At 32.3% G+C, this 15,901-nt stretch carries 10 protein-coding genes; 5 read left to right on the top strand and 5 right to left on the bottom strand.

What is annotated here, in order from left to right:
* Positions 1-452 precede the first annotated feature (452 nt).
* Together F6K40_RS00440 and F6K40_RS00435 are read right to left on the bottom strand one after the other, a co-directional pair.
* The gene (locus F6K40_RS00440) at positions 453-812 is read right to left on the bottom strand and encodes a type II toxin-antitoxin system PemK/MazF family toxin (RefSeq protein WP_293129799.1); all 360 of its coding nucleotides are present in this window, start codon (positions 810-812) and stop codon (positions 453-455) included.
* Positions 806-1,060 (bottom strand): hypothetical protein, encoded by a 255-nt coding sequence (locus tag F6K40_RS00435; RefSeq protein ID WP_293129796.1) that lies wholly within the window; start codon positions 1,058-1,060, stop codon positions 806-808. Before F6K40_RS00435 ends, F6K40_RS00440 begins: the two co-directional genes overlap by 7 nt.
* Positions 1,061-1,565: 505 nt before the next feature.
* Between F6K40_RS00435 and F6K40_RS00430 the strand changes: the two genes are divergently transcribed.
* Both F6K40_RS00430 and F6K40_RS00425 read left to right on the top strand, forming a co-directional pair.
* Positions 1,566-2,291 (top strand): cytochrome c biogenesis protein CcdA, encoded by a 726-nt coding sequence (locus tag F6K40_RS00430; protein WP_293129793.1) that lies wholly within the window; start codon positions 1,566-1,568, stop codon positions 2,289-2,291.
* A gap of 370 nt (positions 2,292-2,661) precedes the next feature.
* Entirely contained in the window at positions 2,662-4,074 is a 1,413-nt protein-coding gene (locus tag F6K40_RS00425) for a cytochrome c biogenesis protein (RefSeq protein WP_293129790.1), read from the top strand.
* 811 nt (positions 4,075-4,885) lie between these two features.
* Here F6K40_RS00425 and F6K40_RS00420 read toward each other — a convergent pair.
* Together F6K40_RS00420 and F6K40_RS00415 are read right to left on the bottom strand one after the other, a co-directional pair.
* On the bottom strand, positions 4,886-5,140 hold the full coding sequence (locus tag F6K40_RS00420; protein WP_293129786.1) for a hypothetical protein: 255 nt from the start codon (positions 5,138-5,140) through the stop codon (positions 4,886-4,888).
* A 2-nt stretch (positions 5,141-5,142) separates the two neighbouring features.
* Positions 5,143-6,471, bottom strand: a complete 1,329-nt coding sequence (locus F6K40_RS00415; RefSeq protein WP_293129783.1) for an AAA-like domain-containing protein — start codon at positions 6,469-6,471, stop codon at positions 5,143-5,145.
* A 1,415-nt stretch (positions 6,472-7,886) separates the two neighbouring features.
* Here F6K40_RS00415 and F6K40_RS00410 point away from each other — a divergent pair.
* Both F6K40_RS00410 and F6K40_RS00405 read left to right on the top strand, forming a co-directional pair.
* Positions 7,887-10,511: an ATP-binding protein gene (locus F6K40_RS00410; protein WP_293129780.1), complete on the top strand. Its 2,625-nt coding sequence runs from the start codon at positions 7,887-7,889 to the stop codon at positions 10,509-10,511.
* Positions 10,512-11,140: 629 nt separating this feature from the next.
* Positions 11,141-12,487: a hybrid sensor histidine kinase/response regulator gene (locus F6K40_RS00405; RefSeq protein WP_293129778.1), complete on the top strand. Its 1,347-nt coding sequence runs from the start codon at positions 11,141-11,143 to the stop codon at positions 12,485-12,487.
* 284 nt (positions 12,488-12,771) lie between these two features.
* Here the strand turns inward: F6K40_RS00405 and F6K40_RS00400 are convergent, their stop codons facing one another.
* A complete protein-coding gene (locus tag F6K40_RS00400; RefSeq protein ID WP_365669658.1) occupies positions 12,772-13,017 on the bottom strand; it encodes a tetratricopeptide repeat protein in 246 nt (81 codons plus the stop codon).
* 390 nt (positions 13,018-13,407) lie between these two features.
* Here F6K40_RS00400 and F6K40_RS00395 point away from each other — a divergent pair, with 390 nt between their 5' ends.
* Complete coding sequence (locus F6K40_RS00395; RefSeq protein ID WP_293129776.1) at positions 13,408-15,858, top strand: dynamin family protein; 2,451 nt, start codon at positions 13,408-13,410, stop codon at positions 15,856-15,858.
* Positions 15,859-15,901: the final 43 nt, after the last annotated feature.

The following is a 15,901-nucleotide window of genomic DNA, read 5'->3' as shown; positions in this document are numbered from 1 at the left end:
GAAATAGATTTATGAGCAATCTAGATTGGGAAAATATTTTTCCGACTGTTCCTGCTTCCCGGTGCACTGTTTCCTGTTCCTTGTCGGAATATAAATCTCAATCAACTTAGGAATTATTTTTCAACTGTAGCCTTAAATTGGCAGGTAGAAATTAAATTTTTTCTACCCTGAAAAATCTCCCTTCAAAAGGTTAATCAAGCTCAGAAATAATTGGGTAGGACATAGATTGATGAGCAATCTAGATTGGGAAAATATTTTTCCAACTATTCCCTATTCCCTCTCTTTGTCACCGTTCCCTTGCCTCTGTCGCCGACGCGGAGTCCCACCGCTGTTCCCTGTTTCTTGCTATAAAACAAAAATTTATCTAGAATAACTAGAATTAAATGATGAGCCGAATATTACTAATAATCAAATCTAGGAAGTAAGGTGAGGAGCAAAGGCTTAAAAAATCATTATTGTTCCATTTCTGTTGGTTTGAGCAAGAGTTCTACTCCATTTAATATCTCCTCTACTCTCTCCAGTGAAAGAGTACCTATTTTATCTGTCAGTTTGGCTTTTTCAACTGTGAAGATTTGGGATATATTCACCACTCTTTGATCTGGTAAATTAGCCTCACCAGGAGACAAGACAATATTACCAGGAACCGCAGCAAGCTTCAGATTAGAACCTAAACTACAAACAACAACAGTATTAATTAGACTAAAATTAAAAACATTGTTTTGGATGACAACATGAGGGTGTCTATAGTTAGGTTCAGAACCGGATGGTTCACCTAATTCTATCCAGAATATATCGCCCTGATTAATTAACACTCGTCCTCTATTATACTCCTATGATGTTCAGTAATACTACTTATCGAACTGGATGTTTCTGTATCTGAAATATCTCCATAAGCAGCATTTATTTTTTCTAACAATATTCGATTTTGATGCCGACGGATAAACTCTTCTAGAGCTATGGCAATTAAACGACTTCTAGAAATTTTCATTTCTGCCGCTATTGCTTCAGCTTGTTCAAATAGATACTCTTGTAATGATATTGCAGTTTTAACAGTGGCCATATAATTATACTTTGACTCTCCTGTTAGTATAATCACCGGTTATATTGCTGTCAATAAACCTGGCTCGATGTCTCACTATTTTAATTTGTTTGAAATATTTCAATTCCCCTTTACTAAACATTCAAAAATCATCCTACATCATAGATTTAATTTGGGATTGATTTGTTTCAGATAATTCCAGAGAAAATCTTAAATCCCCTTAAAATCTAAAATCTAAAAAACTCTTCTCTAAAGGGATAAAGCACTTAAGACCGAGCATTACTCATAATCAAAATTAACATCTCGACTCACCTCAAGCAAATTATCATCATACTAATTCTATCTAATTGAGCTACAGTCCAGCTAATTATGACCAAACTGATTCAATACCCCTGAAGACAAAGTAGCAAATTTATAATCATAGCATTATTTTGAAAATTTGGTATAAAATATCTTAGTTGGCTCAAGGTGTCAAAAATCCTATAAACAGAAAACCGATAAAACTGTATTACCAATTAACCAAACTATGGAAACTATCCTAACTGTCCTTTACGAAACTGCCCAATATGCAAATAGTCTAGTGAAAACTCAACTAACACACCTGAGTTGGGCAAGTTTACTCATCATCTTTGTCGCTGGTTTATTAACCAGTCTTACTCCCTGTATGCTGTCCATGCTACCAATAACTATCGGTTACATTGGCGGATATGAAGCTCAAAGTCGTATTCAAGCGACTGCTCAATCTACTTGGTTTTCTCTAGGATTAGCAACAACTCTTGCTGGACTAGGAATTATAGCATCATTGCTGGGAAAAGTCTATGGGCAAGTAGGTATAGGATTACCAATTATTGTTAGTATAATTGCTATTTTAATGGGTCTTAACTTACTAGAAGCATTACCATTACCAATGCCATCTTTTGACAGTATGGGATGGATATCTCAAGATTTACCTAAAGGAGTACGTTCGTATTTATTAGGTTTAACATTTGGTTTAATAGCATCTCCCTGTAGCACTCCTGTATTAGCAACATTATTAGCTTGGGTTTCTACTACTGGAGACTTGATTTTAGGTGGAATTTTCTTACTATTTTACGCCCTGGGTTATGTAACACCTTTGATATTAGCTGGAACTTTTACAGCTAATATTAAAAAATTTTTGGAAATCAGAAAATGGTCTAGTTGGATTACACCTGCTAGTGGAATTTTATTAGTTGGTTTTGGTGTATTTTCACTGTTATCTAGAATTGTATAGCGCTAGGGAATAGGGAATAGGGAATAGGGAGTAGGGGGAAATAATTGATTATTTCTGCGGGATAGTTGATTTTATTTTTGATTAAAGGAAAACTTCAATACTCACATCTGATTCCTGATTACTACATATATACTTATCGAATTATCGAAAAATCAAGGTATAAAGCCTCTCAATTCATGGAGAAAAAGTGGTAATTATTAACTATTAATTATTAATTATTGAATATAGCTAACAAAGAATTAGTGAAAACATGGAATGATGATAAATCTTAGACTAGGAAATTTTTTCCCAACTGTTCCCAGTTAAGTGTTCCCAGTTAAGTGTTCCCTGCTATACAAAAAAATTGTTGAAACTAATAGGAATTAAATCAATGGATGCTCAAGATTCAGAATTAAATGGAAACCTCAATCCTTTCAAAATATTTAGACGAGAAATATTGCCATTATTAGCTGATTTACGTTTAGCGATCGCTCTGCTTTTAATCATAGCTATCTGCAGTATTTCTGGCACAGTTATAGAACAAGGAGAATCAATAGCTTTTTATCAAGAAAACTATCCAGAAAAACCAGCATTATTTGGTTTTTTAACCTGGAAAGTAATTTTATTATTAGAATTAGACCATGTTTACCGTACCTGGTGGTTTTTATCAATATTAATATTATTCGGAGCCAGTTTAACAGCTTGCACCTTTACCCGACAATTACCCGCTCTAAAATCTGCTAAACGCTGGAAATTTTACAATAAAAAACAACAATTTGAAAACTTAACATTAAGCGCAGAAATAGAAACAGCTTCCCTCGATTCCCTAGAAAAAATATTACAGAAAAAGGGTTATCAAACATCTAAAGAATCAGATAAACTCTATGGAAGAAAAGGAATTATTGGCAAAGTCGGTCCGATAATAGTTCATGCTAGTATGCTCATAATTTTAGCTGGCTCAATCATCGGTTCAATAACCGGATTTATTGGTCAAGAAATAGTGCCAACTGGGGAAACATTTCAAGTTCAAAATATTGTTGATGCCGGAATTTTTGCCGAATCACAAATTCCCAAAAATTGGTCAGTACGAGTCAATCGTTTCTGGATAGACTATACTCCAGAAGGAACAATTGACCAGTTTTATTCAGACCTATCAGTATTAGATAAAAGTGGCGAAGAAGTAGATAGAAAAACCATATTTGTCAATCAACCCATGCGGTATCATGGAGTGACAATGTATCAAGCAGATTGGGGAATTTCTGCAGTCAAAGTTAGAATTAATAAAAGCCCTGTTTTTCAGTTACCAATGGCAAAATTAGATACAGCAGGAGGCGGGAGAATTTGGGGAACTTGGATTCCTACAAAACCAGATTTAAGCGAAGGTGTATCTTTACTCGCCAAAGATTTACAAGGAACTGTATTAATTTATAATGCTACTGGTAAATTAGTTGCTAGTGTACGAGAAGGAATGTCTACAAAAGTTAATGGCGTAACCTTATTTGTTGACAAAATTATCGGTAGTACAGGTATACAAATAAAAGCCGATCCTGGAATTCCAATTGTTTATTTAGGTTTTGGTTTATTAATGTTGAGTGTGTTAATGAGTTATGTTTCTCACTCCCAAATTTGGGCTTGGCAACAGAGCGAGCAACTTTATATAGGGGGTAAAACTAATCGTGCTAGTGTGGCGTTTGAACGGGAAATGTTAGAAATTTTAGACAGATTAGAAAGTGATAGGAATATATCTGTTGAAGAGCAAATTTTACCAGATTTTGGTGAAGGTATTAAACCCAATGAGAATTGAATAAGGTAGTTGGTTCAATAATTAATAATTAGGGTTTGCTGAAAAAGTCTTATGGGTGAGGGTAGGAGTCAGGAGACTCGAGACTCGAGACTGGAGGAATGGGGTAGGGACGTTTTGCTGGCGCATAACTCCGTTAACGCTATGCGACATGGAAAGCGTAGCATTCCGTAAGGAAAACCCATTAATGCTCAAGCAACGTCCGTACAGAAGGCAGAAGGAAGAATTATCCCTTGATTTTTCGGATCTTGTCAACCGAAAATCCGCTCCATGCATGAGCAATCTTTAGCAAAAACCTTGTACTTTTTAAAGACCATTACCGGCTAAAACCTTTAGGAGTCAATGCTTTAAAATTTAATCAGCAAACCCTAATTAACAATTAATAATTAATAATTATTGAACTATCTTTGAGCGGGAATTCCTAAAACCCTTTTATGATTAAAGAGTGTGGGGGGATTAAGAGGAGAACGGTTGCGATTAAATTTCAAGATGAGAGAATGGGTATAAAATCACCGCTTGCAGAAAAAACCCTATTTTTAAATACATTGTACTGGACTGATACAGCTAAAACCGTGCATTAGATCGTTGGCGCGGGGAGAGAGTGGGGCAGGTTCATATAATTTCAGGTTTATCCTCGTTAAATTAACCCGGAACCCGCCCCTACTCTTGGAATATTTTAGGTGTGTCACGGCACTAAATAACTTCTCTGTTTGATCAAGTTTTATGTTAAGTCAAAGATGTTTATAAAGCATAACAACGTTTTTGGAGTCTTGTTCAAATCCCCGTTATAAAAATAACTTCTGACTTCTGACTTCTAAATTCTGACTTCGTTAATAACCCTGTATGTGTTTCTACATAGGGCTTGCTGATTAAAGATAAAAGCATTTACAGATAAAGGTTTTAGGCATTTTAAGTCGTGAAAAAGTATCAGTTTTTCGGTGAAAAGAGCTGCATAAAGTGAGGACTTTGGGGCAGGGCGAGGCAGAAAAATCAAGGAAAAATTATTTCTCCTACTTTCCAACACACCTCCAACACTCCCCACACTCCCCACACCTCCCAGGACATCCACACCTACACATAACGCGATAATTGCTTTTCAAAATATAATCTATACAACTCACAGCTTGGCCTTACTAAATCCTTATTAATAGTTATCAACCCCATGCTATCCAACTTATAAGCTATTATTGGATCTATATCCACTCCTCCTTTCGTAGTAATAATTTGTTTAAAAGCTTCTTTCAATTTTTCTTCCTCCTCAAGCATTGTTAATAATTCCCGTAAATGGTCGTTGTAAATTCCTGCTTCGGTTGGTGCTTCTTCTAATAGCTGTTTAAAAGGAATTTCTCCCCGATGGAGATGATACAAAGCGAGTCGCACTAGATAAGGATGTCCCCCCACTATTGCCAGCAGTTGCGTAAGATGAGAGTCCTTTAAACAAGATAGTCCATGGCGTTGTGCTAAATCTTGCACTTGTTGTAAGCTAAAAAGAGGTAGTTTCAGTGGTAATCCGACATTAAAAGGAGATTGATTGATTTTCAATGGTATATAAACTTCTGTAGAATACACAACAATCATGCGCAATTTTTGCCAAATCTCTTCCTGTTTTGCTTTTTCGTACCAGGAGCGTAACAATGGCAAAAAATCCTCGGCAATTTCCGGATAATTAAACAGTCTATTTACTTCATTTAATGCTAATACCACTGGACTATTAATTTGCCATAGTAGGTAATCTTGAAAATAACTTGTACAGCTAATTTTGCTGCCAAAGGTTTCATCCCAATATTCATCCAACATAGATTCTATAGACAACTGTTTAGTAACATTGGCACAAAACCAACGCAGAAACTTATCTACAGAAGAAAAAATATCTTTTTCTGCTTGTCTGAAGTCTATATTGACAGTATGATAACCCAAACATCTAGAATGATGGAGAATCCTAACCATAAGAGAACTTTTCCCCATTTTTTGAGGCGCTCTAATCCGAATAATACTTCCAGGTTCATTAATTTCGGAGTAAGCTAGTTCTTCTATAGGAGGACGATTTATATAAAAGTTAGACTCCAAAGACATCACACCACTAGGAAATTCTATACGTATATTTTCTGTTGGATTTTGCTGCTCTTTCCTAAGTAATTTTTGCTGTGATTCTGTCAGATTTAAGGCTTCTAAATATTCACGCAAATTAGTTTTAGAAATCGGTTCTTGCAAGTAATTACTGAGTAATGACCATAGTTCACTCGCAACTTTTCTTAGATGTTCTGGTCCATAATATACCTCACTAGCCATTGTTATATATGTTTTTTTTTCCCAGGAAGAACGCAATATATATTTCTGCAGCTCATTCAGAGGATGAGGTAAATTAGCATTAAGTATTTGTATTACTTCATCAAGAGTCATATTGATAATTATTTAGTTTGGATAATTTGAACAAAAACTTATAATAAACTTATAATTATAAATTATTATTATTCCCATAAAAAAACTATTTATATCTAATTTTATAGAACATTATATATACAATACTAATTACTGTAGCTAGATTAGATTTAATTATATGAGCAAGCTCAAGATTAAGTACCTGCTTATCAACAAAGTTAACTTTGAAAAGGAGGAGTATATAGGGGTTTAGTGACTAGACCCTTAGAGAAGTGATCTGCAATTATTTAATGTGTAATTTTATCTACTTATTAATACCATGCCTGAAAAAATAATTTTACTAATAGTAAGGGTAATCGTACGTATTTTACTGGAGATATCCTTGTGACAAATTTAATAAATTATAAACTAAGAAATGCTATTGAAGCTATTCATTCTAACTCCTAAATTCTAACTCCTGAATCTTAAAAAATTCCCTAGATATTTATAGCAAACATTTATCGCCCTTGGTATTAGTACGCCTCATATCAGAGCCTTGCATGATGATAAGAACATCGGAATAGCAGGGAATTAGGGAATAGAAAGGTGTGAGAGTCAAATAAGTAGGTCGATTCTAAAAATTGGATAATTTATTCTTTGGAATTCTCTGAAGTTACACCTCAAAATACTTTAAAAGTGCTGATAAGTACAAAGTAAGAACCTACTTATAAATGAGGTAAATTCATTAATTGTTGTTACATAAATCAGCATAAATTTGGGTAAATTAACTTACTGGAATTATTTGAAATTTAATTTTTTCTACCCACTTAATCTGAAACTGATTAAAATCAAAATAATTACTAATTTAAGAGATTATTTTATTCAATAACTACCTCAATTTATTGCTAGCTAATTTTAGGATTAATAAATGGGATATTAATAGATTTAAAAATCTGTAAAGATTATATATTTTTGATAAATATTTGGTCAAAAATTCGACTCTAAAAAAATTAAAAGTTAGCAAAATTATTTCCCATAATTCATACAAATAGTCTCTAAAACCAAGAAACAGATGCAATTTTAGTTCAGAAAATCTACTTAATCCTTGCTTTCTATTCCTGGCTGATTTGAAATTGGTATAATAAGATATAGATAATTTTTTGCTGTACATGAGGAATAGGGTAAAGGAGCAGTCGGCTTAGGAATGTATTAGGGAATAAATTTAACTATTTCTATATAAATATTAATTAACTGTAAAATTTTCACAAATAGTTTCAAACTTTAAATGTGAAAGAATCCAAGAAAATTAGTCTAAGGTCAAAGTTTTTAGTCTATAAAATCTAACTTATAAGTTTTAACTTTCGTGAAACAGTATACTTCCTACTTATACAATAAGCTAATGATTTGTAAAATTATTTGATTAAATTAGTATAATACATAAAAACAAACTAATAATTATGCAGGAAATATTAAGTTCTAATTTTATTCTCCAGGTAAACAGCTACCTATGGGAACCTCAATTAATATGGTTACATTTGTCATCAAATTTATTCATCGCGATCGCCTATTTTTCGATTCCAGCAATCCTAACTTACTATCTCCAAAAACGGAAATATGTAATACTTTCAAGATTATTTGGCTTATTCTGCACTGTGATGATCTTGTGTGGCATAGATCATTTGATGGTAATTTTAAGTCTATGGTATCCCAATCCTTTTCATTTGCTAATCGGGATTGAAAAATCTATCACTGCCCTAATTGCTTGCTACACAGCTTGGCAACTGGTAAAGCTATTACCTAAATTTTTATCTCTGAAAACTCCCGCAGAACTAGACGCAATTAACCAACAATTAGAAACAGAAGTAGCTCAACGCCAACAAGCAGAAGCAGCATTGCAGGAAACTAATCAGAACTTAGAAACAGAAATACAACAACAGACTGCTGAGTTATCAACAGCTTTGAATAACTTACAATATGAAATCGAAAAGCGCCAACAAACTATATGGTTATTACAAGCAAGCAGTAAACGGGAAAAAGTCATCTCTATAATTATTCAAAAAATACGTCAGAGTCTAGATATTCCCACCATATTTCAAACCACAACTCAAGAGTTACGACAAACAATTAATTGCGATCGCGTAGTTATCTATAAATTTAATCCTGACTGGAGTGGGGAATTTGTAGCAGAGTCAGTCACAAGTGGATGGAAAATTTTACAGCAGGAGCAAGAAAACGATCCCACTCTTAAACAAAACGCTCTAGAAAATGAAAACTGTCTCAAAGATGAATCTGATCCCAACGTGATTGAGGATACTTATTTGCAAACAGAAAAAGGCGGTATTTATAGTCAGGGCACAAAGTACCGAGTAGTTGAAAATATCTATCAAGCTGGATTTACTGATTGTTATATTCAAGTATTAGAGTATTTTCAAGCCAAAGCATATATTACTGTTCCCATCATTTGTAGCGATAAACTATGGGGATTATTAGCTTGTTATCAAAATTCTGCCCCTCGTAAGTGGGAAAACCTAGAAATTAATATTGTTATTCAAATTGGCACTCAGTTAGGAGTAGCTCTACAACAAGCAGAATTATTAGCTGAAACTCAACGAAAGTCATTAATGTTAGAAAAAGCCTTAATAGCAGCAGAAGCAGCTAGTCAAGCTAAAAGTAACTTTATTGCTTTGATGAATCATGAATTGCGTACTCCTTTAAATGCAATTATTGGTTTTACTGAACTAATGAATTATGACTCATCTCTATCTACTCAGAATCAGGAATTTATTCAGATTATTAATCAAGCAGGGGAGCATTTACTCCAATTAATTAATAGTATTTTGGAAATTTCTAGAATAGAGGCTGGTAAAACAACATTAAAGATGGCTAGTTTTGACTTATTTGCTTTAGTAAATAATCTGGAAAAAATGTTTAGTTTGAAAGCATCTGAAAAAAATTTGTATCTACAATGTAAATGGGATATTAATGTGCCTCAATATATTCAAACTGATGAGGAAAAATTACGCCAAATTTTAATTAATTTATTGGGAAATGCAATCAAATTTACTGCTCAAGGAGGAGTCACATTAAGTATTAGCAAAACACAGGATAAAAATCATCTACAATTTGAAGTAAATGATACAGGTTATGGTATTGCTGCAGAAGAAGCAGATAAATTATTTCAAGCTTTTGAGCAAACAGAAACAGGTCGCCGATCTAAACAAGGAACTGGATTAGGTTTAACTATTAGCCAACAATTTGTACAACTGATGGGAGGGAATATTTCTGTTAGTAGTACAGTGGGTTTAGGAACAAAATTTACATTTGATATTAAGATAGAGGAGGCAGAATTACCTGAAATTGAAATTGCAAATACCGATCGGATTATAGCTTTAGCACCCCATCAACCAGAATATCGGATTTTAGTTGTCGAAACATTAGAAGTTGACAGTATTTTATTACTTAAAATCTTAAACAATATAGGTTTTGTTGTGCAGGTAGTTACTGAAATTAATCAGATAACTAATATTTGGGAAAATTTGCAACCCCATCTAATTTTGATAGATTTAGAGATATTAGTAAAATCGGGAAAGGAAGCGATCGAATATATTAAAAGAGATAGTAATATTCAGATACCTGTAATTTTTGCTCTGACAACTCAAAGTTTTCAAGATCAGCCTAGTGAAATTTTATCTACAGGTTGCGATAACTTAATTATGAAGCCAATTTCCCAGGCAATTCTGTTAGATAAAATGGCTGAACATTTAGGAGTCCGCTACATTTATAAAAATAGTTATACAGCAGAAAAAAATCATAATTTTCAGCCACAAAATTTGTCACAAAAAAATTATTTAACTCCCGAAATGTTGTTAGCAATGCCTATGGGATGGGTGAGATATTTGCATCAAGCAGCTCTTCTAGCAGATACGGACTTAATTATTAACTTAGCCAAAGAAATTCCGGCATCTAATTCTAATTTATCTCAAGTATTAATAGATTGTGTCAATCAATTTAACTTTGAAGATATTACTGACTTAACTCAAAAAATTATTGACCAAGAAATAAGCTCTGCAGCCTCCGAATGAAGCTGGAGATACTGATAACTAATAACTAATAACTAATAACTGATAACTGATAACTGAAATGACCATTTTTTGAATTCAAAATTAAAAATTCAAAGTTCAAAAATTTTGGTTTATTCCTTAATTTCAATAATTGTTTAATTAAGGATTAAAGCCTTGTTCTTTAGAACTAAAAAATCAAAAATATTTTCCTGATTTCAAGCCTCTGACTTTAGGCAGAGGTTATAATTTTGAATTAATAATTTTGAATTTTGAATTGATCTGACTTTAGGCAGAGGTTATAATTTTGAATTAATAATTTTGAATTTTGAATTGATCTGACTTTAGGCAGAGGTTATAATTTTGAATTAATAATTTTGAATTTTGAATTGATCTGACTTTAGGCAGAGGTTATAATTTTGAATTAATAATTTTGAATTTTGAATTGATCTGACTTTAGGCAGAGGTTATAATTTTGAATTAATAATTTTGAATTTTGAATTGATCTGACTTTAGGCAGAGGTTATAATTTTGAATTAATAATTTTGAATTTTGAATTGATCTGACTTTAGGTAGAGGTTATAATTTTGAATTAATAATTTTGAATTTTGAATTTTGAGTTGATTTGACCAATAATACAATTAAATTTAATTATGAATAAATCTAACCATAAGATTACTGGAAATATTTTGATTGTTGATGATATTCCAGAAAATCTCAAGCTTTTATCCCAGATATTGAAAAATGCAGGACACAGAGTTCGGGCCGTAAATAGTGGAAAAATGGCATTAACAACTATTCATGTTCAAGTTCCAGATTTGATTTTATTAGACATTAATATGCCAGAAATGGATGGCTATGAAGTTTGCGAGCAACTTAAAGCTAACCTAAAAACTCAGAATATACCAGTAATTTTTTTGAGCGCTCTTGATGAAGTTTTTAATAAAGTAAAAGCTTTTTATATCGGAGGAGTAGACTATATTATTAAACCATTTCATCTAGAAGAAGTTTTAATCAGAATCCAGAATCAACTTCAGATTAATTATAGTAGAAGGCTGATTATCAAGCAAAATTTGATGCTGGAGAAAAAAAACCAACAGCTATCAACCTCCGCAACTTTATTGACCAAAAAATCTGAAAATCTAGAACAAACTTTACAAGAACTAAAACAAGCTCAAGTTCAAATTATTCAAAATGCAAAAATGGCTGGTTTGGGGCAGTTAGCTGCAGGTGTTGCCCATGAAATTAACAATTCAATCAATTTTATTAATAATAATCTTGGCTATGCAAATAGTTATTTCCAAGAATTGCTAAATTTAATTAAACTTTATCAGGAGGAATACCCATCGCCCAATCAAAAAATTCAGAACTATGTAGAAGATATTGAGCTAGATTTTTTGAGTGATGATTTACCTCAGCTTATCTCTTCTATGAAAAACGGAGCAGAAAGGATTGAGAAAATAGTTGATTCTCTTGGCAATTTTTCTAGAATTAATCAGGCAGAATATAAGTTAGTTGATATTCATCAAGGAATTGAAAGCACTTTGGCTTTGTTGAAGTCTAGACTAGAAAAAACAGATAATTTATTACCAGTTCAAATCATCAAAGAATATGCTCAAATTCCGCAGATTCAATGTTATCCCCATCAACTGAATCAAGTTTTTTTAAATTTATTAAATAATGCTATTGATTTTTTAGAAATAAAGAGACAAAAAAAAATTGAACAGCAGTTGCCGACAATTTGGATTACCACAGAAGTGAAAAATTCAGAGTTAGTTATGATGACAATTACTGATAATGGAGTAGGTATAGATGAGTCTATAAGAGAACGAATATTTGAGCCATTTTTTACTACTAAAACAGTTGGTAAAGGTACTGGATTAGGATTATCAGTTAGTTATCAAATAATAGTAGAGCAGCATCACGGAAAATTAACTTGTGATTCTAAAGTTGATGAAGGTGCAACATTTATGATTGAAATTCCTATTACCAATGGATAATTGATAATTAATCCCTAGAGAAAAAAAGAAATAATATTTTTGCACTTTGTTCAATCAAGTACGGTTTTAACCATAGGTAATTATTCATTTTTATTTATATAGCAGGGAACAGGGAACAGGGAACAGGGAACAGTTCGAAAAGTATTTCCTAGTCTAAGATTCATCATCAGTCCATGTCCTAAGCAATTCTTTCTTAGCTATAGCGCTACGCGAAGCGTGAATAGGGAACAGGGAACAGGGAATAGGGAACAGGGAATAGGGAACTGTCAAAGGGTTTTCCTAGGTCATGCTGCGCAAACAGGATTTAGAAATGTCCTAACCTTAATGCGTAGCGCTATAACTGCTTCTTTATATTGGATAACTGCTTCTTGCCATTTATTTTGTGCAGCTAATATTTCTCCCAGATAATAATAACTCCAAGCAAAATTTGGATTTGATTCTATTGACTGTTTATATTTTTTAAAAGCATCGTCTAATTTACCCGATCGCCACAATATTTTAGCCTGTTTAAAAGACGTGGTATTTACTATAATTATTTAACTTACTGATATTCCTCGGATGAACTTTAAAATTCAACTATAGCATCTTGATACTAGGAATAAAAAACTTACCAACTTATAATTAATCTAGCTATCTGAAGATGAGGCGATAGAACATCTGTTCCGCTTCGGGATCGCTCTCGATTAATCTTTACTATTTCAGAAAATCTGGAGCTTCAGAGAATGAAAAATCCCGATTTTCCCATAAGCAATAGTTAGTTGAAAAAGCTAAAGTTCAATCAAAATTGTTAATTTATTTTACAAATAATCACAACAGTTGCTAGCATTATTGTAAGATTGGTTAAAATCTAACCGTAGCATCGCTGACTTTTTAGTATTAATTTCAACTAAGTAAAACTAAGTAAGTAGAAAATTAAGGAAATGAATTTAAACTTACAACCTAATATTTATAGTATTCAGAAGGACGTAATTAATAGTCTTTCTGAGACAAGTGACCTATTTCGAAAGGTAGAGTCAATTGCTACTTCAGAAAAGTTATCAAAAGAAAATAGGGAGTCAATATCAAATTTCTTAACATCGTCAATATCGGAGATTGAGGAAGCTAAGAAAAATGTTGAGCATTTAGAACTTCGGATGGCCATTGTTGCTCCTATGAAGGCAGGAAAATCTACTATTGTTAATGCAATTATTGGTCAAGAAATACTCCCTAATCGTAATGCAGCTATGACAACAATACCAACAGAAATTATTTTAGACTCAAGTTTATATCTACCTGAATTACTTGTTTCAGATGAAATTAAGAGAATTTTTGAAAAAGCAGTTTTAGCTATTCAAAAAAAGATTAAAGAAATAGGTGATGTAGAAAAAGCTAAAGCAATAATAGCTCAGTATCCTCATTTGCATAAAGTGCTGGAAGGAATAGAAAAAATAAACTCTTCAGAAGATTATCTTTTTGCAGATAATAAAACAACTGAACAAAAATATATTATAAACAAATTATCAATACTCAATGATGCAATTCGTCTTTGTAGTTTATTGTCTGTGCAATTCAATCCCCTACAAAACCTTTCTACTATTCCTCGTATTAAAACACCTTTTTTTCAACAGCAAAATTTGAAGCAGAAGCAAGATTTAGGCGATCTTGTTATTATTGATACTCCAGGTCCTAATGAAGCAGGTGATAAGTCTCGTCTCTTAGGTGTTGTCAGGAATGAATTAAAAAGAAGTTCGATTGTATTAGTCGTTTTAGACTATACTCAACTCAACACAGAAGCGGCAGAAAATATCAAGAAGGAAGTTGAAGGTATTATTAAAATTCGAGGTAATCAAGACAGCCTATATATTTTAGTGAATAAAGTCGAACAACGTAGAAAAGGCGATATGTCCCCAGAAGATATACAAAATTTTGTTGTCTCAGAGTTTGGAATAGATTCATCTAGAGCTCAAAACACTGTATTTGAAATATCAGCAAGGCGTGCATTTTCTGCTGCATCTTTTTTCAAGACTATCAATGACAATAGTTTGTCCTTAGAAGAGTTAAAAAAGCAAAATGCTGTTAGATTATTAGCAGAAGAAGCCTTTGGTGTTGACTGGGAAGAAGACTTAGAAAGTGCTGATCGGGAATTTTTAGAGCAGAAAGCCAATAGAATCTGGGAAAAGTCTAAGTTTGGTAATTTTATGGATAATGCTATCAATGCTTTAATGGAAAGTGCTGCACCGTTAGCTATGAAAGAAACATTAAATCTAAGTCATAGTTTATTAGGTAAGCTAAAAGATGAAACAGATTTACGAAATCAGGCAATTTTCACAGATGCTTCTAAGTTACAATGTGAAATTAATTCTTTAAAACAAGACTTAAATGATTTAGATGAGATTAAAAAAAAACTAGGAAACTTTAACAATGTAAAAGAAGATATCAATAAATATAATAATAAGTATTTATCTTTGATTCAGAAAAATATTGAATCAAGAATTGAAGAACTATTTATTGATCAAGAGTATGATCGTGGTAATTTGATTCAAAAATTAGATATAAAGAGTAGAAAACTGTTGTTACCTTACATTGATAGGAGATTTTTTCCCACAAGATATATTACAGAAAAATTGTCCTACAAATTTAAAGGGAAAGTTGAATTTGAGGATAAAAATGAGGCCGATAAATTTGCGACAGAGTCAATTTCTTATTGTATAGATTTAATAGAAACAGCTCTTATAGAATTTAGAAATGACTTGGAAGATAAAGTTAAGTCAGTTTACAACAAATTAGCAAATAAATTAGAATCAGAAACAAAATCTATAATTAAAAAAGCGACAGAGCGATTGAAGAAAGAATTTGAAGTTAAATTAGAACCTTTCTCCTCTCCAAAATTTCGCACAGAAGCCTGTCGGGAAATTGAATTTAAAATTAATCGTAAACTTAAAACTAAAAGATCAACAGAAATTCAGAAGCGTAGAAGTTGGAAGACATTGTGGTTGTTGGAAGAGGATATTAAAGTAGAAACCCAGAGAAAGCAAGATTATTATGAAGTTGTATTAGAAGAGTTAGTAAAGCAAGTAAATGTTTCAATTGAGAATAATATTAACAATATAAAGAATCAAATAAAAGAGTATCTTGATGAAGAAATACAATGTCAAATTGATATATATTTTTATTCATTAAATGAATACCTTTCAGGATATAGGGAAAGTCTTGAAAATGCACAGAGTGATAAAACTCTAACTCGCCAACAACAGGAACAACTTCAAGAAAGGTTAAATTTTATAGTGAAAAAATCTACTGAGCAAATGCGTAAGTGTGAGAATTATCTCGAAAAAATCCAGAACATACTACCCAAATCTTTCCATAATACAAATTCTTATAAAACTGAATAAGGTAATTGGGTAGATGGAGATATTTTAATGTAGAATTTTAGTA

Source organism: Okeania sp. SIO3I5, assembly GCF_010672085.1.
Taxonomy (GTDB): Bacteria; Cyanobacteriota; Cyanobacteriia; order Cyanobacteriales; family Microcoleaceae; genus Trichodesmium.
The sequence above is the reverse complement of the archived record's forward strand: the minus strand, read 5'-3'. Positions and strand labels throughout refer to the sequence as shown.

Coding starts and splice junctions, on each gene's coding strand:
- F6K40_RS00435 (WP_293129796.1), bottom strand. CDS start 1,060: ATGGCCACTGTTAAAACTGCAATATCATTACAAGAGTATCTATTTGAA.
- F6K40_RS00430 (WP_293129793.1), top strand. CDS start 1,566: ATGGAAACTATCCTAACTGTCCTTTACGAAACTGCCCAATATGCAAAT.
- F6K40_RS00425 (WP_293129790.1), top strand. CDS start 2,662: ATGGATGCTCAAGATTCAGAATTAAATGGAAACCTCAATCCTTTCAAA.
- F6K40_RS00415 (WP_293129783.1), bottom strand. CDS start 6,471: ATGACTCTTGATGAAGTAATACAAATACTTAATGCTAATTTACCTCAT.
- F6K40_RS00410 (WP_293129780.1), top strand. CDS start 7,887: ATGCAGGAAATATTAAGTTCTAATTTTATTCTCCAGGTAAACAGCTAC.
- F6K40_RS00405 (WP_293129778.1), top strand. CDS start 11,141: ATGAATAAATCTAACCATAAGATTACTGGAAATATTTTGATTGTTGAT.
- F6K40_RS00395 (WP_293129776.1), top strand. CDS start 13,408: ATGAATTTAAACTTACAACCTAATATTTATAGTATTCAGAAGGACGTA.